The 18,536-nt window shown below is 32.2% G+C and carries 19 protein-coding genes; 15 read left to right on the forward strand and 4 right to left on the reverse strand.

Translation table 11 applies throughout. The annotated features are described in order from the left end of the window. Nucleotides 1-55 precede the first annotated feature (55 nt). The 4 genes from WNY78_RS15240 to dapF are packed head-to-tail and all read right to left on the reverse strand — an operon-like array spanning nucleotide 56 to nucleotide 3,318. On the reverse strand, nucleotides 56-982 hold the full coding sequence (locus WNY78_RS15240; protein ID WP_342874079.1) for a DUF2279 domain-containing protein: 927 nt from the start codon (nucleotides 980-982) through the stop codon (nucleotides 56-58). After that, entirely contained in the window at nucleotides 982-2,025 is a 1,044-nt protein-coding gene (gene mltG / locus WNY78_RS15245) for an endolytic transglycosylase MltG (RefSeq protein ID WP_342874080.1), read from the reverse strand. Before mltG ends, WNY78_RS15240 begins: the two co-directional genes overlap by 1 nt. Then, on the reverse strand, nucleotides 2,015-2,545 hold the full coding sequence (locus WNY78_RS15250) for a GNAT family protein (RefSeq protein WP_342874081.1): 531 nt from the start codon (nucleotides 2,543-2,545) through the stop codon (nucleotides 2,015-2,017). The genes mltG and WNY78_RS15250 overlap by 11 nt, the downstream gene beginning before the upstream one ends. Next, complete coding sequence (gene dapF, locus WNY78_RS15255) at nucleotides 2,545-3,318, reverse strand: diaminopimelate epimerase (protein WP_342874082.1); 774 nt, start codon at nucleotides 3,316-3,318, stop codon at nucleotides 2,545-2,547. Before dapF ends, WNY78_RS15250 begins: the two co-directional genes overlap by 1 nt. Before the next feature lie 153 nt (nucleotides 3,319-3,471). On the opposite strand from dapF, the gene WNY78_RS15260 reads away from it, so the two are divergent. The 15 genes from WNY78_RS15260 (at nucleotide 3,472) to WNY78_RS15330 (ending at nucleotide 18,081) form a co-directional block, all read left to right on the forward strand. After that, nucleotides 3,472-4,887 (forward strand): trypsin-like peptidase domain-containing protein, encoded by a 1,416-nt coding sequence (locus WNY78_RS15260; RefSeq protein WP_342874083.1) that lies wholly within the window; start codon nucleotides 3,472-3,474, stop codon nucleotides 4,885-4,887. Nucleotides 4,888-5,036: 149 nt separating this feature from the next. Next, nucleotides 5,037-6,485, forward strand: a complete 1,449-nt coding sequence (locus WNY78_RS15265; RefSeq protein WP_342874096.1) for a glyceraldehyde-3-phosphate dehydrogenase — start codon at nucleotides 5,037-5,039, stop codon at nucleotides 6,483-6,485. A 141-nt stretch (nucleotides 6,486-6,626) separates the two neighbouring features. After that, entirely contained in the window at nucleotides 6,627-7,235 is a 609-nt protein-coding gene (locus WNY78_RS15270) for a tRNA (guanine-N1)-methyltransferase (RefSeq protein ID WP_342874084.1), read from the forward strand. Between the two features lie 81 nt (nucleotides 7,236-7,316). Then, complete coding sequence (locus tag WNY78_RS15275; RefSeq protein ID WP_342874085.1) at nucleotides 7,317-7,757, forward strand: GNAT family N-acetyltransferase; 441 nt, start codon at nucleotides 7,317-7,319, stop codon at nucleotides 7,755-7,757. Between the two features lie 74 nt (nucleotides 7,758-7,831). Then, nucleotides 7,832-8,509 carry a tRNA (guanosine(37)-N1)-methyltransferase TrmD gene (gene trmD, locus WNY78_RS15280; protein ID WP_342874086.1) on the forward strand — a complete coding sequence of 226 codons (678 nt, stop codon included), beginning with the start codon at nucleotides 7,832-7,834 and terminating at the stop codon, nucleotides 8,507-8,509. Nucleotides 8,510-8,520: 11 nt separating this feature from the next. After that, nucleotides 8,521-8,859, forward strand: coding sequence for a hypothetical protein (locus WNY78_RS15285; RefSeq protein ID WP_342874087.1), 339 nt, complete (start codon nucleotides 8,521-8,523; stop codon nucleotides 8,857-8,859). Between the two features lie 336 nt (nucleotides 8,860-9,195). Further along, nucleotides 9,196-9,546: a 50S ribosomal protein L19 gene (gene rplS / locus WNY78_RS15290; RefSeq protein ID WP_040279939.1), complete on the forward strand. Its 351-nt coding sequence runs from the start codon at nucleotides 9,196-9,198 to the stop codon at nucleotides 9,544-9,546. Nucleotides 9,547-10,264: 718 nt separating this feature from the next. Then, nucleotides 10,265-10,834 (forward strand): pentapeptide repeat-containing protein, encoded by a 570-nt coding sequence (locus WNY78_RS15295; protein ID WP_342874088.1) that lies wholly within the window; start codon nucleotides 10,265-10,267, stop codon nucleotides 10,832-10,834. 177 nt (nucleotides 10,835-11,011) lie between these two features. Next, entirely contained in the window at nucleotides 11,012-13,231 is a 2,220-nt protein-coding gene (locus WNY78_RS15300) for an NADP-dependent isocitrate dehydrogenase (RefSeq protein ID WP_342874089.1), read from the forward strand. An 81-nt stretch (nucleotides 13,232-13,312) separates the two neighbouring features. Beyond that, complete coding sequence (locus tag WNY78_RS15305) at nucleotides 13,313-14,254, forward strand: pyridoxal-phosphate dependent enzyme (RefSeq protein ID WP_342874090.1); 942 nt, start codon at nucleotides 13,313-13,315, stop codon at nucleotides 14,252-14,254. A gap of 133 nt (nucleotides 14,255-14,387) precedes the next feature. Next, nucleotides 14,388-15,206, forward strand: coding sequence for an N-acetylmuramic acid 6-phosphate etherase (murQ, locus tag WNY78_RS15310; protein ID WP_342874091.1), 819 nt, complete (start codon nucleotides 14,388-14,390; stop codon nucleotides 15,204-15,206). Next, entirely contained in the window at nucleotides 15,196-15,429 is a 234-nt protein-coding gene (locus WNY78_RS15315) for a DUF6095 family protein (protein WP_342874092.1), read from the forward strand. Before murQ ends, WNY78_RS15315 begins: the two co-directional genes overlap by 11 nt. A 439-nt stretch (nucleotides 15,430-15,868) precedes the next feature. After that, nucleotides 15,869-16,342 carry a hypothetical protein gene (locus tag WNY78_RS15320; protein WP_342874093.1) on the forward strand — a complete coding sequence of 158 codons (474 nt, stop codon included), beginning with the start codon at nucleotides 15,869-15,871 and terminating at the stop codon, nucleotides 16,340-16,342. Between the two features lie 36 nt (nucleotides 16,343-16,378). Then, nucleotides 16,379-17,674 (forward strand): M43 family zinc metalloprotease, encoded by a 1,296-nt coding sequence (locus tag WNY78_RS15325; RefSeq protein WP_342874097.1) that lies wholly within the window; start codon nucleotides 16,379-16,381, stop codon nucleotides 17,672-17,674. Beyond that, nucleotides 17,641-18,081, forward strand: a complete 441-nt coding sequence (locus WNY78_RS15330) for a T9SS type A sorting domain-containing protein (protein ID WP_342874094.1) — start codon at nucleotides 17,641-17,643, stop codon at nucleotides 18,079-18,081. Before WNY78_RS15325 ends, WNY78_RS15330 begins: the two co-directional genes overlap by 34 nt. The last annotated feature ends 455 nt before the right edge of the window (nucleotides 18,082-18,536 follow it).

Consider the following 18,536-nt stretch of genomic DNA (forward strand, 5'->3'; position numbering starts at 1 on the left):
GCATGCAAATATACGACTTTTATTAAGTTACTGAAAATAAGCTGTTAAACTGTTGTTAAAAGTAGATGTAGTGGAGCTTGGTGCCATTTTCTCGGTCAAACGAAATCGTTGGAGCTGGAACTTTTATGACGTTCAAAACGTCAAAAATCGTTCTTAAAACGCGCGATTTTGTCTCAATCCGACTCAAATCTACATCCAAACTAAGATAAAATTGACGCCTCCTATTTTGAGTTATAAATAGGTTATCAACAGTTTCAGTTTTTCCTGTCAACATGCCTTCTGCTCCATATCCAAATGCAACGTTAATCCACTTAGGTAATTTACTCCCTTTAAAGAAAGAATTGACATTTGCACTCAACCAATACGTTTGACCATTATAATCTTTTAAAACTTCCTCCAAAAAGCCATCACCTAATTTATCTGGTCGTTGATTTGCAAATTGAGTTTGATGAAATGAATACTTTAAAGTTATGCGTTGTTCATCCCAAAGTAATTCTTGACCAATATATAATCCTGTTCCAGCTGCATTGGCTGCCATATCAGACCATGAAAATCCCCATTCTTGAGAATGACCATCAAAAAGTTCTACTGCTGTTAAAAAACCAAAGCCTAAAGTTGCACCATAAATAAGTTGATTGTTTTTATTAACTCCAGCCCAATTAAGTGCGTTAGCTCCTACTCTACCAATCTGATAAGAAGAAAAAACATGTCCTAATTTATCCATCTGAAACCACTCATCAGAATCGTTAATCGTTTTAAATTTAGAACGTTCAAAATCTGCGTACCACAATTGATCTAAACCAATTAATGTAAGAGTTGCCAAAGATGCTTCAGTAATAACAACAGCATTTCTTCGTGACGTGTTTAATGAGTCATTTGGCTTTAAAAAAGAATCAAATTTAGACTGAGATTGTGATTGATAATTAGCAAATAGTGTTACAAAACAACATAAAACAAGACGTATGTAACGACTTCTAACCATTACCTATTAATTCCTTGAGACGATAAATAGTTATGATATTCTCTTGCATTTGCATTATGCTGACTTAATGTTTTTGCAAACTTATGAAAGCCTAACTTTTTTGCATTAGCAGCAAAATATAAGTAACTATGCTTTTCAAAATTAAGCACTGCATCAACTGCAGACACATCTGGCATAGCAATTAAACCTGGAGGCAAACCCGTATTCATATACGTATTGTATGGAGATTTAATCTCTTTGTGTTTGTTAAGCACTCTTTTAATGATCGTATTTTGATATTCTGGTAATTGATATGCTGCAAATTTCAATGTTGGATCTGCTTGTAATGGCATTCCAATTCTAATTCTATTCATATAAACACCAGCAATTCTAGGTTGCTCACTCGCTTGTTTAGATTCTTCATGAACAATAGATGCTAAAGTCATCACTTCATCTCTTGTTAAACCAATAGCTTTTGCTTTGGCATTTCTGCTATCATTCCAAAAGCGATTATATTCTTTCAACATGCGATCTCTAAATCCTTCTGCAGATGTGTTCCAGAAAAACTCATAGCTATTTGGAATGTACATCCCAAGTGCTGTTTTATCTGTAAATCCACTAGCTGTTAAAAACTCAGGATCTGTCATCGCTTTTAATAGCGAAAGACTATCAGCTTCAATTTGCGTACTTATACGACCAGCCAGTTTTGATAATGTCTCTTGATTATTAAAAGCAATTTGGAGTGGTAAATTATTTTGACGGATGGAATTAATAATATCGTTATTACTCATCCCTTTTTTAATTGCAAAACGTCCAGCCTTAAGGTTTGTGGTATATTTTTTTTGCTTTGCCAAAGCATCAAAAGCATCGATATCTTTTAACAACGGTTCTAATTGCTCTCTAACCTCTGCATAATTGGCATTAGAAGGCACATAAATATAAGCCTCATCATTATTAAATGCAGTATTTGGTGCTAGCATTGCATTATAGATGTAGTAACCAAAAATTGCTGCTAGGATTAAACCAATGATGGCAATTGCCCAAATTATTTTTTTAATGTACATTTAATATCGTTTGTAATAAGTATTCATTTTTATAAGAACCATTAACGTAGTTCCAATCTTTTTTTAGTCCTATGATTTCAAAACCTTGATTTTTAAATAATTTTAAACTGTGTTCGTTTTCTTCGGAAACATTACAATACAATTGATGTAAATCTAAATGAAACTTACAATAGCTTGTCAATAATTGTAGTGCTTCTTTTCCGTAGCCCTTTTGTCTATTAGCCGAATCATTTATCAAAATCCCAATACCAGCACGTCTATTTTTAAAATCAAAATCAAACACATCTATCATTCCAAGAGCGACATGATTAAAATCACAAATAACGAGTCTCAATTGTTTGACCTCAAAAATATCTTTATGCGCTTGCTCTAAATATTGTTTTATTAAATACTTAGAATAAGGTGTAATCGTATTACTAATCTCCCAAATATCTTGATTATTTTCAATCCTGTGAATAAAATCCAAGTCTTCTGGCTCTAACGCTCTCAAATAAATATGTTCTCCTTTGAGTGTTATCATTATATAATACCTTTAAAAACTTGAGTTGCAGGTCCAATAAGCCAAATATTGTTATAGCTGGTATTTGTGGTTTCAAAAGCCACTTGCAAATCGCCACCTTCTGTTTGAAGTGTAATTAGATTCTTTTCGGTTTCTCCAATAAAATGCATTGCCAAAGCTACAGCTGTAACTCCTGTTCCACAGGATAAGGTTTCATCTTCTACACCTCTTTCGTAAGTTCTTACTGCAAATTTTTCATCGGAAATTTTAGAAACAAAGTTAACATTGCTTCCACTTTCATTATACGGCGAACCTTGGCGAATTTTTCTTCCGAAGAACTTCACATCAAAACCCTTTAATTTAGCTTCCATTTGAACATGATGTGGAGATCCTGTGTCTAAAAATACATGTGATTTATGTTTTTCTACCGTATTGACATCTTGCATTTGCAGACTCACAATTCCGTTTTTTATCGTGGCTTTATGCAAACCATCAATAGCTTCAAAAGTTGCCTCATTTTTGATCACACCTAAAAAGTTAGCAAAAGCTGTAATACAACGTCCACCATTACCACACATTGAACTTTCGTTTCCGTCGGCATTAAAATATACCATCTTAAAATCACAAGAGTCATGATTTTCTAACAATATCAAACCATCTGCTCCAACACCAAATCGTCTGTCACATAAAAACGCAACATGTTTCGTATTAGCTTTATCAAAAACGTGCTGACGATTATCAATCATCACAAAGTCGTTTCCTGTTCCTTGATATTTATAGAAAGTAAGTTTCATAAGTCGTGCAAATATAGGAATAATGAATCAAAAATCGGACTGTTAAATGAGCGTTAATAGTGACGTTAAAAATCGTTAAAGTTGAATTTTCATTTCAATAATTAGTTAATTTTAATCGTTAATAGATTTAAACAATAAAAACCCTAATAACAAATGAAAAAGATTTTAACCTTAGTAGTTGCTTCTGTGTTAGGTGGAATAATTGCATTATCTGCCTACACCTATTTTTTAAACACTGAACAAGCGGTCACAGTTAAAGACAGCAAAACGCAACCATCATTTTTAAATGCGACATATGACACTAGTTCTATAAACGCATTAAACGTTAATACGCCAGATTTTACTCAAGCTGCAGAAAACACAATTCACTCTGTAGTTCACGTGAAAAATACGGCATTGGTTACGCGAGCTCAAACTATTGAAGACCTAATATATGGTCGTCAATCTAGGCAGAGAGCACAAGTAGGAACAGGAAGTGGTGTTATTATTTCACCAGACGGTTATATAATTACTAACAATCATGTAATTGCTGGATCTAACGAAATTTCAATTACACTTAATGATAATCGTGTCTATGAAGCTAAACTCATAGGAACTGATGAAAAAACAGATATCGCTCTTTTAAAAATTGACTCTGAAGATGAATTACCTGCGGTAGCATTTGGTGATTCTGATACTGCAAAAGTGGGCGAATGGGTTTTAGCAGTTGGAAATCCGTTTAATTTAACTTCTACAGTAACTGCAGGAATTATTAGTGCAAAAGCACGTGATTTATCTGGTAGAAATTCGCAATCTTTTATTCAAACAGATGCTGCTGTTAATCCAGGGAATTCTGGAGGAGCATTAGTAAATTCTAGTGGAGAACTTATAGGTATTAATACTGCTATTTCTTCGCAAACTGGTTCTTATATAGGATATTCATTTGCAGTACCTAGTAATATCGCGAAAAAAATCATCCAAGATATTATTGAATATGGAGATGTACAAGATGGAATTTTAGGTGTTTCAGGTGGAGCTTTGCCTAGTCGTATTGCCAAAGAACATGGCGTAAATGCAACAGAAGGCTTTTTTGTGAATGAAGTTGAAGACAATACAGGAGCAAAAAAAGCAGGAATTAAAAGTGGTGATGTTATAACGAAACTTGATAATGTTGAAATATCTAAGTTTTCAGATTTAAGTGGTTATTTAAAAACAAAGCGACCTAATGATGTTGTAACTGTTGAAGTTTTAAGAAATGACGAAATTAAATCGATACCTGTGACGCTCTCAAAAAGTGATATTGTAAGTGTTGATTTTTTAGATATGGAGTTACGTAATCTTCCGCAGACATTTAAAAAGAAGACAGAAATCACAAATGGTGTAGTTGTTCAAAACAATAAAAATAAGTTCTTATATGCTAAATTAGGTATTAGACCTGGTTATATTATTACAGGTATTAACGATATCCCAATTAAAACTATTGAAGATATTCAAAGTTTTGTTGCAAAATACGGTAGTACACAAGACGCAATCTTTAAGTTAGAATATATGAATTCCAATTTAGAACGTAAGGAAGTTATTTTCCAATAGGATTAGTTAGTGAATTAGTTAGTAGAAAAAAACCTTCAGAAATTAAGTTTTCTGAAGGTTTTTTAATTTTTCAATATTACACTACGAAAACGTTTGAAATATACTATTTTTGCAAAAAATTTATACAACACAACACTAAATTAATGACAATGGGTTTTAACGGAACTTACGAAAAAGAACTTGCTTTTCAAGCAGATCGAAGACGAGCTACAGTAGAATTTATTAAGATTGTTAGCGATCTTTGGTACGACAAATCAATTGAATTGGTGCTTTTTAGAAACCAATTAATTGATCGCAATGTGAGCGAAATTTTAAATCTTCACGAGTATGCTGGAGAATTTGTACAAAAGCCAATCTCTATATTTGATTCGGTAGAAATTGCTCAAGCTATTTTAGCTTTAGACATGCCTCCTGCTAAATTAGATATTGGAAAATTAACTTACGAGTTTCATTTAGAAGATCAAACTTATAGCAATGCTACTGCTTTTGTTGCCGCTAAACTAAAAGATGCAAAAAAGAATAAAGCCATTGAGCCTAAAGATGTTATTCTTTATGGTTTTGGTAGAATTGGTCGTTTAGTTGCTAGAGAATTAATGACTAGGACTGGTAAAGGAAGTCAATTACGTTTGAGAGCTATTGTTACTCGTGGTGCTATAGATGAAACTGTTTTAGAAAAACGTGCATCTTTATTACGTAACGATTCTGTACATGGTGATTTTTCAGGAACTGTGACTGCAGATACTAAAAACAGTGCACTTATTATTAATGGTACGACAGTTAATATTATTTCTGCTAATAATCCAGAAGATATAGATTACACTAAATACGGAATTAATAACGCTTTAGTTATTGACAATACAGGTGCTTTTAGAGATGATAAAGCTTTAAAAAGACATTTAAAATCAAAAGGTGTAGATAAAGTATTATTAACTGCTCCAGGAAAAGGCGTGCCAAATATTGTTCATGGTGTTAATCATTTAGAACATGATCCAGACAAGGTTGATATATTTTCTGCAGCTTCTTGTACAACAAATGCTATTACTCCTGTTTTACAAGTTATGGAAGATTCTTTTGGTGTAATAAGCGGACATTTAGAAACAATTCATGCCTACACAAATGATCAAAATTTAGTAGATAATTTCCACGGAAAATATCGTCGTGGTAGAGCTGCTGCACTTAATATGGTCATTACTGAAACTGGTGCAGGCCAAGCCGTTACTAAAGCATTACCTTCATTTGAAGGCAAATTAACGTCAAATGCTATTAGAGTTCCTGTACCTAATGGATCCTTAGCGATACTTAATTTGGAGTTAGATAAGGAGACCTCTATAGAAAGTATTAATACCGTTATGAAAAAATATGCACTAGAAGGAAATCTTGTAGAGCAAATTAAATATGAAATGAATGATGAATTAGTATCTAGCGATATTGTTGGGTGCTCTGCTCCTGCTATTTATGATAGTAAAGCAACAATAGTTCGTAAAGATGGAAAAAACGCCATCTTATATATCTGGTATGATAATGAGTATGGCTATAGCCATCAGGTGATTAGGCTAGCTAAGTACATTGCTAAAGTAAGACGCTTTGCATACTACTAGTAGATACTAACATCCAAAATAAATTTTGAACCGTATATAATTTAGCCTTGCATTTTGTGAGGCTAAATTTTATACTTTTTACACTATAAATTATTATATTGCCAACTATTAATTAGCTATTAATTTTCAACCAAACCAAAAATGAGATTTTTTAAAACGCTTTTACTCACAGTATTAACACTTTTATTGTTTTCTACTACAAACGCACAAGGCACAAACGATGACGAAAAACTATCATTAAATAGTGGTACAATTGATAATCAATTTGAATATGTCATTAGACGATCAAACAGTTGGCAAGATTACAAAACTGTAAAAAAAACGTGGTTGTATGCACTAAAAGCTCATACTATTGATTCGCTTAAAGCAGTGCACAAAAATTTAAATGATACACAAGCTATCGTAGAAACGCAAGCCAAAGAAATTGAAGATTTAAAATTAAATCTTAGTAATACAAAAACAAGTTTAGATAATACCATTGTAGAAAAAGACAGTATGGAATTATTTGGAATACCAATGACAAAACCAAATTATAGCTTGACGCTTTGGAGTATTGTTGGAGTATTATCTGCATTGTTGTTATTCTTTATTTATAGATTTAAAAGTAGCAATGCTGTTACTAAACAAGCTAATAAAAGTTTAGCGGAAATAGAAGAAGAATTTGAAGAGCATAGACGAAATGCTTTAGAGCGTGAACAAAAAGTAAGACGTCAATTGCAAGACATGATTAATGAGCAGAAGAAAGCTTAACAAATCGTCTTACTGAACTTGTTTCAGTATCTTCATCACAATATCAATAAAAATCTGTAATTTTAATTACAGATTTTTTTTATGATTATAACTCGCGCAAAACTCAAAGACCTTAACGATTTAGCACCACTTTTTGATGACTATCGTACGTTCTACAAACAAGATTCTAACATTGAATCTGCAAAACGTTTTTTAAAACAGCGTATGATTAAAAACGACTCTGTCATCTATATCGCCTATGACAATGATAAAGCTATTGGGTTTACTCAGTTATACCCTTTATTTTCGTCTGTATCAATGAAACCTATCTATATGCTTAATGATTTGTTTGTAAGTGAAACACATCGTGGACAAGGTGTTGGTGAGGCATTGATTTCTCGTGCAAAGCAATTATGCCAAACAGAAAACAATAAAGGATTGGTTATTCAAACGGCTTTTGATAATCCTGCACAACATTTATATGAACGCTTGGGATTTGTTAAGGATAGTGATTTGCAGTTTTTTTGGAGTAATAACAAATGATAAATCGGCTAATCATAATTAGCTTTTTGTTCAACCTATAATTACCCTATCTTTGCAATCCAAAATCACAAACAATGCGCATAGATATCATAACCGTTTTACCAGAATTGCTTAAAAGCCCTTTTGAAGCTTCTATTTTAAAACGTGCAATTGAAGCTAATTTGGTAAGTGTACATTTTCACAACTTAAGAGATTTTGCAACAGGTGGCTACAAAGCTATAGACGACACTCAGTTTGGAGGTGGTGCAGGAATGGTGATGATGGTAGAACCTATAGATAAATGTATTACCAAATTACAAAGCGAGCGTGATTATGATGAGATTATTTATATGACTCCTGATGGTGAACGTCTTAATCAAGGTATTGCCAATCAAGTATCACTCAAAGAAAATATTATTATACTTTGTGGACATTATAAAGGTGTAGATCAACGCGTTAGAGATAAGTTTATAACTAGAGAAATCTCTATTGGAGATTATGTATTGTCAGGTGGTGAACTTGGTGCTGCTGTCTTGTGTGATGCAATCATTAGACTTATTCCAGGTGTTTTAGGTAATGAGACGTCTGCATTGACTGATTCTTTTCAAGATGGACTTCTTGCTCCTCCTATTTACACAAAACCAAGAGAGTATGATGGGATGAAAGTTCCTGAGGTTTTATTTAGCGGAAATTTTCCGGAAATCGAAAAATGGCGTGAAGAACAAGCCTATTTAAGAACTAAAAAATTACGTCCAGATTTATTGGAAGATTAAAATCATATGATATGGATCATTTCGAATTTCTTTACTCAATAAGTTCTGTCATTTATTTTCTTGCAGGCATCTGTGTTATCGTAGCAAGCTTCATGTTGTATTCTAAAAAAAGAACAACGTCAACAATACTCATATTAATTGGTAGTATAACTGCCTTTATATTAAACACTGGTAGCATTTTTATGGGTTTAATATCTGGACATTATGGTATGGATACATTTATTCAAATCAATGCTATAATAAATATCATTAGTGGATTAGCTTATGCCTTATTTTGTATTGGTTTTTTACTTTTTGTTGTAAACGACTTTAAAAAAGATATGCCTAAAAATGAATTTTTAGATTCATAATACAGTTTCTTTATTTACATTTTAGTTAGATAGAACTTGTGTTAAGGATTATTCGTGCATTCTTATTGTTTAAATAAGTAGCCATGATTGCTTCTCAGTTGAAAGGGTTGTTTGAGCTCTTCGCATTTTAGCGGAAGCGAGTCTTGGATGACTAATGTTTTGTGATTCTACAAGGTTTTGAAAACCTTGTAGGAATGAGCAAAAAGGAACATCCAAAAAAAATTAATTATTAATTGTGCATAATCAATTATTAACTATCTTTGCACCCACTTTTGGATTAACCTCTGGCGAGAATCGTGAATGTTGATTTGAAACAATCATTATAAATAGTATAAAATGAGTTTAGTAAAATTTGTACAAGACGAATTTGTAACAAAAAAAGATTTTCCAGAGTTTGGAGCTGGTGATACATTAACAGTGTATTACGAAATTAGAGAAGGTGAAAAAGTACGTACACAGTTTTTTAAAGGTGTTGTATTACAGGTTAAAGGATCTGGTTCTTCTCAAACATTTACAATTAGAAAAATGTCTGGTACTGTAGGTGTTGAGCGTATCTTCCCTATTAATTTACCTGCACTTCAAAAAATTGAAGTGAATAAGAAAGGTAAAGTTAGAAGAGCAAGAATCTTCTACTTTAGAGGTCTTACTGGTAAGAAAGCTAGAATTAAAGAAGTTAGAAGAAAATAAGTTTCGACTACATAAAATTCATAAAGCCTTGACAATTAATTGTCAAGGCTTTTTATATTTAGCCTGTTATCAACAAAAGTTAATAACTACGGTTTATAAGATGTGAATATCTAAATCACCTATAAATTGGAAATCCTCAAATAAAAACCTAATTTTACTAAACAATTAATAACAAACTTAGTTTGGTTTTGAATTAACTTTCAAATTAATGTTAAATTGTATTAAAGAAACGTTCTTTATATAGTATTGTTATTTGAGGTTTTAGAAAAAGTATGTGTAAGCATGTAACTATAAAACCATGAAGCTTAAAGTGTATTAGATGTGCAAACAGGTAATAGGTTTTAAGTGGAAAGCTTAGAAAAAGTAGCAGAAACGAAAGTAAATGCGAAAAGGAAGAGCAATGTTATTGTGGTATTTAACACGAAAGTGAAAGATAGTAAACAATATACATCAAGAATAACAATCTAAAAACGAAACCTAGTAGTAACAGGTCAATACATTTTGAAAGTTATGAACCGTTTCATTGATTTAGTGATACATAAATTGAATAAGACTTGAGAACAGTAGTTTTTAGTCTTAGTTTTAACAGCATTGTTAAATAAATTAAGTAAAGCTATTTCAAAAAAGCCATGTCAAAGTAGTCAGCTACAGTGATATGGCTTTTGTTTTTTATATAAGATTCTTATTTTATCTTTGGGTTCTCAAACCATCTTAATACATGAACCTATATATAAGTGATAAAACATTTAAAAGTCATAATTTCACTGTTGATTACTTAGCTCTAGCAGAGTATGATAATTGCACGTTTATTAATTGTGATTTTTCTGAATCTTATATTTCCTCTATAAGTTTTTTAGAGTGTAAGTTTATTGATTGTAATTTTAGTATGGTAAAAGCAAAAAACACGAGTCTAAATGATGTGACATTCAAAAATTGTAAACTTGTTGGTTTCCCGTTTCAGGATTGCAACTCATTTTTAATGTCTATGACCTTTATTGGTTCACAACTTAATTTATCTTCTTTCTATAGTTTAGAGCTTAAAAACACAACATTTAAAGATTGTAAACTAAAACAAACTGATTTTACCAATGTAAATTTAAGTGGTTCTACATTTGAGAACTGTGATTTATACCAAACCATTTTTGATCAATCCATTTTAGAAAAAGTAGATTTCTCTACATCTTACAATCTTAGTATGAATCCAAATAGCAACCGAATTAAGAATGCTAGCTTTTCAGCAGAAAATGCTTTAGGACTTCTTGATATATTTCAGATTAACATTGACTAAAAATTGATTAAAAACCAATTCTCTACTATTGATTTAATAGCATTTAATAAAATAAATACTTCATCCATAAAAAGGCATGTTTTAGTGATTTATACATTTCAAAAAAACCTCAATTTTTCGTATATTTGCACAGCTTAATTTCTAAGCTTTTTTAATATACTAAATTCTATATATTTTATGGCAAATACTCCTACAATCATTTATACTAAAACAGATGAAGCTCCTGCTTTGGCAACACATTCACTGTTACCTATTATAAAATCGTTCACTAAATCGTCAAACATAAATATTGAAAGTAGAGATATTTCTCTAGCGGCTCGTATTTTGGCAAATTTTTCTGATTTTTTAAACGAGTCACAACGTGTGCCAGATGTGTTGGCAGAATTAGGAGAACTAGTAAAAAGCCCTGATGCAAATATTATAAAACTTCCTAATATTAGTGCTTCAGTTCCGCAGTTAAAAGCTGCAATTTCTGAATTACAAGAACACGGTTACGGATTACCTGATTACCCAGATGAGCCTTCTAATGATGATGAAAAAGTAATCAAAGTACGTTATGATAAAATTAAAGGTAGTGCTGTTAACCCAGTATTGCGTGAAGGTAACTCAGATAGACGTGCACCAAAAGCTGTAAAGAATTTTGCGAAAATGAACCCACACTCAATGGGTGTATGGTCTAAAGATTCTAAAACTCATGTTGCTACAATGACTCATGGTGATTTTGCTCACAATGAAATATCTGTTACTCTAGAAGAAGCTACAACAGTGAAAATTGTTCACACAGATAAATCTGGTACTACAACAATTTTAAAAGAAGGTTTAGATTTACTTAAAGGCGAAATCATTGATGCTACAATCATGAGTAAAAAAGCATTACTTCAGTTTTTAGAAGAACAAGTAGAAGATGCTTTAGATAAAAGTGTATTGTTTTCATTACATATGAAAGCAACAATGATGAAAGTTTCTGACCCAATTATTTTTGGTCATGCTGTACGAGTATTCTTCAAAGATTTATTTGAAAAACATGGTGATACTTTTGAAAAAATAGGTGTTGATGTTAATAATGGTTTTGGGAATCTTTTAGAAAAGTTAAGTGAACTTCCAGAAGATAAACGCGACGAAATTAGAGACGATATTAGATTTGCTCTAGATCATAGTGCAGATTTGGCAATGGTTAATAGTGATCGTGGTATTACAAATTTACATGTTCCAAGTGATGTTATTATTGATGCATCTATGCCAGCAATGATTCGTACATCTGGTCAAATGTGGAATGCTGAAGGCAAATTACAAGATACAAAAGCAGTTATTCCAGATAGTAGTTATGCTGGTATTTACTCTGCAACTATAGATTTCTGCAAAAAACATGGCGCTTTTGATCCAACAACAATGGGAACAGTTCCTAATGTTGGACTCATGGCACAAAAAGCAGAAGAATATGGTTCTCACGATAAGACTTTTGAAATAGCTTCAAATGGAAAAGTTCAAATTATTGATGCTTCAGGTAAGGTTCTAACATCCCATAAAGTTGAAGCTGGTGATATTTGGAGAATGTGCCAAGTCAAAGATGCGCCAATTCAAGATTGGGTAAAATTAGCTGTTACACGTGCTAAAGCTTCAAAAACTCCAGCAGTTTTCTGGTTAGATAAAAAGAGAGCTCATGATGCCGAATTAATCAAAAAAGTAAATACATATTTACAAGATTACGATACAACTGGTTTAGATATAAGAATCCTCTCACCTATTAAAGCAACAGAATTTACACTCGAAAGAATCAAGGATGGTAAGGATACAATTTCGGTTTCAGGAAATGTATTACGTGATTATTTAACAGATTTATTTCCTATTCTAGAATTAGGAACCAGTGCAAAAATGCTATCAATCGTTCCTTTAATGAATGGTGGTGGTTTATTTGAAACTGGTGCTGGTGGTTCTGCTCCTAAACATGTACAACAGTTTTTACAAGAAAACCATTTACGTTGGGATTCTCTAGGTGAGTTTTTAGCACTTGCGGTTTCTTTAGAGCACTTCGGAAATGTAAATAACAACAAAAAAGCAATCATTTTATCAGAAACTTTAGATGATGCTACAGAAAAATTATTGTCTAATGGAAAATCACCTTCTAGAAAAGTGAAAGAATTAGACAACAGAGGAAGTCACTTTTATTTATCTTTATTTTGGGCAGAAGCTCTAGCTAACCAAACTAAAGATCAAGATTTGAAAAACGAGTTTGCTAAAGTATTTAAAGACTTACAAGCTCATGAAGCAAAAATCGTTGATGAGTTAAATTCTGTTCAAGGACATGAAGTAGACCTTAAAGGTTATTTTCAACCAAATGAAGATATAACTACTAACGCTATGAAACCTAGTACTACTCTAAACAAAATAATAGATTAATAATCTATTTGTTTTATAAATTTAAAGACCGTCTTTTATGACGGTCTTTTTTTTATTTCCAACATATTGTAAATTTACACTATGACAAAAGAGAATCTAATAGATTGCCATAATAGAATTAAACTCTTCATTCATAATACTCCTGTGTTAACCTCTAGTTTGGTTAATAATCGTATAGATGCTGAAGTATATTTTAAATGTGAAAACTTTCAAAAGGGTGGTGCTTATAAAATGCGTGGAGCAACAAATGCGATTATGCTACTTTCTCAAGAGCAAAAACAAAAAGGAGTAGTAACACATTCTTCTGGAAATTTTGCTCAAGCTTTATCTTTAGCTGCTAAAAATTTAGGAGTAAAAGCAACGATTGTGATGCCTTCAAATTCTCCACAGGTTAAAAAAAATGCTGTTATTGAGTATGGTGGACAAATTATTGAATGTGAACCAACAACTAAAGCAAGACAATCTACTGCAGATAATATTGTAAATAATACTGGAGCAACTTTTATTCATCCTTCTAATGATCCCAATGTTATTCTAGGACAAGGCACAGCTTCAATTGAATTACTTTATGAACAACCAAACCTGGACGCCATATTTTGTCCTGTAGGAGGAGGTGGACTCATAGCTGGCTCTGCATTAGCAACTCATTATTTCGGGAATAATTGTCACGTTTTTGGAGGAGAACCGTTAGAAGCTGATGACGCATATCGTTCATTAATATCAGGAAAGATAGAATCCAATAAAACAACTAATACTATTGCTGATGGCTTACGAACTCAATTAGGTCATCATAATTTCCCCATAATTCAGAAACATGTGAATTCCATTTTTAGGGTATCCGAAATTGAAATAATTGAAGCAATGCGCTTTATTTGGGAACGCATGAAAATTATCATTGAACCATCAAGTGCTGTAGCTTTTGCTGCAGTTTTAAAAGAAAAAAAACAATTCAAAAACAACAAAATAGGTATCATTATTTCAGGAGGAAATGTGGACGTTAACAACTTACCTTTTAATATATAATTTAAAATTTTGGGCGTTACCCTATGTAGCAAAACTACAAAGTGTCGTGTCATCCGTTATATCTCTTACAAAAATGTAAGAGGATGTCACTTCTACCACTAACGCAGAAGAAAAAAATAGCTATTTTTACATTATGAAATTCACAAAAACTACTGAGCAAGATTCAAATTATAATCATTTAGAAAAAATGACTATAAATGAATTATTGACCAATATGAATACTGAGGACAAATCTGTGCCTTTGGCTGTAGAAAAAGCAATTCCACAAATTGAATTACTAATAGAACAAATAGTATCTAAACTAAAAACTGGTGGAAGATTATTCTACATTGGTGCAGGAACCAGTGGTAGACTAGGTATTTTAGATGCTTCAGAATGTCCTCCAACTTTTGGAGTTTCTCACGATCTAGTTGTTGGCCTTATAGCTGGAGGAGATATAGCTATAAGAAAAGCAGTAGAATTTGCCGAAGACTCAACAAACCAAGGATGGACAGATCTTCAAAATTTTAATATTTCAGAAAAAGATGTTGTCATTGGTATTGCAGCTTCTGGCACAACACCTTATGTAATAGCAGCATTAGAAAAATGTAATTTAAATAAAATTGTTACAGGTTGTATTACTTGTAATAAAAACAGCCCATTATCTCAAGTTTCCAAATATCCTATAGAAGTTATTGTCGGTCCAGAATTTGTAACTGGAAGTTCTAGAATGAAAGCAGGAACAGCTCAAAAATTAGTACTTAATATGATTTCAACATCTACCATGATTAAGTTGAATAAAGTAAAAGGCAACAAAATGGTAGACATGCAATTGAGCAATAACAAGTTGGTTGATAGAGGTATCAAAATGCTTGTAAAGGAATTAAATATTAGTTTTGAAGAAGCTCAGAGTTTGTTAGAAAAACATAAAAACGTAAGAACTGTGATACAAAATTATAGCAATGGAAACTGAAACCAAAAGAACAAATAAAAACTTACTTGTAAAAGGAATTAAAACCATGGGAATAGCTTTAGTTTTAATGTTTCTAGGTCCTACCCTTTTTTATGTGGCATTGAGTAATTCAGAAAAATCACTTTATATCCCTATTCTAATTGTTGCTTCAATATTCTGTATCCTAGCCATCTATTTTGCCTTTAAAGGGTTAAAAACAATCATGGACAGTATGTTTAAATAGTAACTCTTCTCATTGAGAAACGTCCAATAATACTATAAAAATTGTATGAGTTATATAGCAAATATACACATACAAGATGATTCTAAACTCCTTTTTTTTTTAATGTACTTCTAAATATTAATAAATAGTATCGTAGTCGATAGTATCCATAAGAACTCAGTCTCAGATATCGTTTGGCATATGATCAAATACCACATTAAGATGTGATTGACAAATGACACAGTGTTGTTTAATTTAGTAATGTGTTAATCATAACATATTTGAGCTATTAATATCATCAACTAATCATCAAAAACACATGTGTAAATCTTTACTTTTTTCGCTATTCCTTTGCCTCTGTTTAACTCAACTAGCATTTGCTCAAGAACATTGTGGTACCGATATACTTTATAAAGAACAATTAAAAAAAGATCCCAATCTCAAAGAGAGAAGGAGGGTGATGGAAGAAAAAATAAAACAATTAGAAGAAAATCCAAGTTTAAGATCTATAAGCGGAGTGATTAACATACCTGTTGTGGTGCATGTCGTATATCATGATGATGAGGAAAACATATCAGCCGAACTCATACAGGCACAAATTGACGCTCTAAATCAAGATTTTAGACGTTTAAATACTGATGCTGATGACATTTGGCCACAAGCTGTTGATACTGAAATTGAATTTGCCCTTGCACAATATGATCCTTGTGGTTTTCCCACTACCGGAATTACCCGAACCTATAATGCAACAGATATTTCGGTTGTTGAAGGTCAAGGTCAAGATTATATTTCTAATTCAGATGTTGGTGGTAAAGATGGCTGGTCTTCTGGATCGTATTTAAACTTTTGGATTGCTGACATCCCTCAAGGATTAAGCGGATTCGCACAATATCCAGTTTATAACTTTCCTGATAGACCTACCAATGGCATTTAGGTTGACTATTTTTGGGTTGGTGGTAGTACTGGAAATATAAATCCGAATAAAAAGGGTCGCACAGCTACACACGAAGTTGGGCATTGGCTAAATCTAATTCATATTTGGGGAGAAGGTCCCAATACTAATTGCCTTCTTGATGACTTGGTTTCCGACACTCCAAATAGCGATAATCCTAATTTTGGTTACCAAATAGGATCTGTGTCTTGTGGTTCAGTAGATATGGTACAAAATTACATGGATTACTCTAGTGATGCCTGTAAGAATTTATTCACTGAGGGTCAAAAACAAAGAATGAGAGCAACGTTTGAATCTTATTTGGGAGGCAGAGAATTACTACTCAGTTCTCAAGGACTTGCCTACAATTATGATACACAAGACCCAGCGTGTCCTGGAGACTCAAATAGAGTAATAACCTTATTAATTAATTTTGATGAATACCCTCAAGATATTAGTTGGGATATTAAAAATGAAAACGGAGAAATCGTCGCCTCTGGTGGTCCATACGACGAAGGTCTAGATGATGCGCTAGGTATTCCATCTATTTATGCCAATTTAGATTATGCAGAAACATTTTGTCTAATAGATGGTATTTATAATTTCACCATTTACGATGCTTTTGGAGATAATGTATGCTGTAATTTAGGTGAAGGATACACCCTCACCGATGAGTATGGGACTATTTTAGTTTCAGATAACCAAATACAAAGCACTCCGTTTACCTTAGAAACATGTATAAAGTCCACAGCACTAGAAGTCGTTTCTGCTAGTTACTATACGATATGCTTAGGTAACTCAACAACTTTGACTGCTTCAGGTGGTATTAATGGTACAGATGCCAATATTCATTGGTATAATAAGACTTCATGTATTTCAGAATATATTTTTCCTGATGATGTTAACGTGGAAACCGATAGCCCTATTGGAACAGGATCAAGTATAACAGTATCACCAACAACCACAACCACCTATTTTGTAAAACGAGAAGGATTGTGCGGCTCTACAGAAAATTTGAGCATCACGATAGTTGTCATAGGAGAGGATGGAAATTCGTCGGAATGTCCTCCAGATAATGATGAAATCTCTGGTGGTATGAATTTACCAGTGGGTAGCAACGTTTGTGAAACAATTGTTACTGCTACAAATGCAAGAGCTACTAATTCTATTGAAAATGATAATAAAGTTTCATGCTCTAGTTATGTGCTGGAGATGTATGGTTTAAAGTCATGGTGCCATCCTCAGGGAATCTCACCATTGAAACCTCTCTTGCTGATGATAATCCTATTTTTGATACCATTATGGAGGTTTACTCTGGTTCGTCTGGAACTTTGATCGAAATTGCTTGTGACGATAATAATGGTGATAATTTATTCTCTAGTGTAACTATCATAGGAAGAACGCCAGGAGAAGTCTTACTTATACGTGTATGGGAATTTGGTGATGATTTAAAAGGAAACTTTAATATTTGTGCTTGGTCATCAAGTAGCTTAGGTCTTCAACATAATACATTTGAAGGATTTACATATTACCCTAACCCAGTTAAAGATATATTGAAAATAAAATCATCAAGAGCTATTGATAAAGTCGAAGTGTTTAATGTTTTAGGTCAAGGTATTATAAGTATAGACCTTCAAAATACTATTCAAAATATTGACATGTCTAATGTTCAAGTTGGAGTTTATTTTATAATAATATCCATCGAGAATCAAACAAATACAATCCGAGTAATTAAACAATAATAAATACTAGAATAACAAAAAAAAGAGGTCTCAAAAGATCTCTTTTTTTGTTTAAGATATATGTATATATAACTGATAAGGTTAAACTTTAGGACAATATATAAATATATTGTTTACAGTATCAAAATAGAACTATAAGTTCTAATATGCTTTTTTAAAATATACATATTACATTGCATATTCTCCTGTTTATATTGATTTCAAGAGTTCTTAGTTAAACGAAAAATTGTATTGCTATTAAACGTTCTATATCCTCATAATATTGACAATGAGATTAATTATAATAATTATCCTAAGCTTATTGTAAAGTAGTTTTCTCTTTGAAAAGAGAATAGAAATTAAGAAAGATAACACTAAAAACTCACAAATAAACAAGGCACAAACATTTAAAGACAAGAATCTAAAGGATGTATCAAACTAAAGTATAAAACAAAAAAAATCCTCAACAAAATAAA

Source organism: Psychroserpens sp. AS72 (assembly GCF_038900375.1).
Classification (GTDB): domain Bacteria; phylum Bacteroidota; class Bacteroidia; order Flavobacteriales; family Flavobacteriaceae; genus Psychroserpens.

What these genes read in the sequence shown, in the direction of transcription:
- WNY78_RS15315 (WP_342874092.1), top strand. Translation starts at nt 15,196, where the DNA reads ATGGAAACTGAAACCAAAAGAACAAATAAAAACTTACTTGTAAAAGGA.
- dapF (WP_342874082.1), bottom strand. Translation starts at nt 3,318, where the DNA reads ATGAAACTTACTTTCTATAAATATCAAGGAACAGGAAACGACTTTGTG.
- WNY78_RS15275 (WP_342874085.1), top strand. Translation starts at nt 7,317, where the DNA reads ATGATTATAACTCGCGCAAAACTCAAAGACCTTAACGATTTAGCACCA.
- WNY78_RS15285 (WP_342874087.1), top strand. Translation starts at nt 8,521, where the DNA reads ATGGATCATTTCGAATTTCTTTACTCAATAAGTTCTGTCATTTATTTT.
- WNY78_RS15330 (WP_342874094.1), top strand. Translation starts at nt 17,641, where the DNA reads ATGGAGGTTTACTCTGGTTCGTCTGGAACTTTGATCGAAATTGCTTGT.
- WNY78_RS15250 (WP_342874081.1), bottom strand. Translation starts at nt 2,545, where the DNA reads ATGATAACACTCAAAGGAGAACATATTTATTTGAGAGCGTTAGAGCCA.
- WNY78_RS15320 (WP_342874093.1), top strand. Translation starts at nt 15,869, where the DNA reads ATGGAAGAAAAAATAAAACAATTAGAAGAAAATCCAAGTTTAAGATCT.
- WNY78_RS15265 (WP_342874096.1), top strand. Translation starts at nt 5,037, where the DNA reads ATGGGTTTTAACGGAACTTACGAAAAAGAACTTGCTTTTCAAGCAGAT.
- murQ (WP_342874091.1), top strand. Translation starts at nt 14,388, where the DNA reads ATGAAATTCACAAAAACTACTGAGCAAGATTCAAATTATAATCATTTA.
- WNY78_RS15305 (WP_342874090.1), top strand. Translation starts at nt 13,313, where the DNA reads ATGACAAAAGAGAATCTAATAGATTGCCATAATAGAATTAAACTCTTC.
- WNY78_RS15270 (WP_342874084.1), top strand. Translation starts at nt 6,627, where the DNA reads ATGAGATTTTTTAAAACGCTTTTACTCACAGTATTAACACTTTTATTG.
- trmD (WP_342874086.1), top strand. Translation starts at nt 7,832, where the DNA reads ATGCGCATAGATATCATAACCGTTTTACCAGAATTGCTTAAAAGCCCT.
- WNY78_RS15300 (WP_342874089.1), top strand. Translation starts at nt 11,012, where the DNA reads ATGGCAAATACTCCTACAATCATTTATACTAAAACAGATGAAGCTCCT.
- mltG (WP_342874080.1), bottom strand. Translation starts at nt 2,025, where the DNA reads ATGTACATTAAAAAAATAATTTGGGCAATTGCCATCATTGGTTTAATC.
- WNY78_RS15240 (WP_342874079.1), bottom strand. Translation starts at nt 982, where the DNA reads ATGGTTAGAAGTCGTTACATACGTCTTGTTTTATGTTGTTTTGTAACA.
- WNY78_RS15295 (WP_342874088.1), top strand. Translation starts at nt 10,265, where the DNA reads ATGAACCTATATATAAGTGATAAAACATTTAAAAGTCATAATTTCACT.
- WNY78_RS15260 (WP_342874083.1), top strand. Translation starts at nt 3,472, where the DNA reads ATGAAAAAGATTTTAACCTTAGTAGTTGCTTCTGTGTTAGGTGGAATA.
- rplS (WP_040279939.1), top strand. Translation starts at nt 9,196, where the DNA reads ATGAGTTTAGTAAAATTTGTACAAGACGAATTTGTAACAAAAAAAGAT.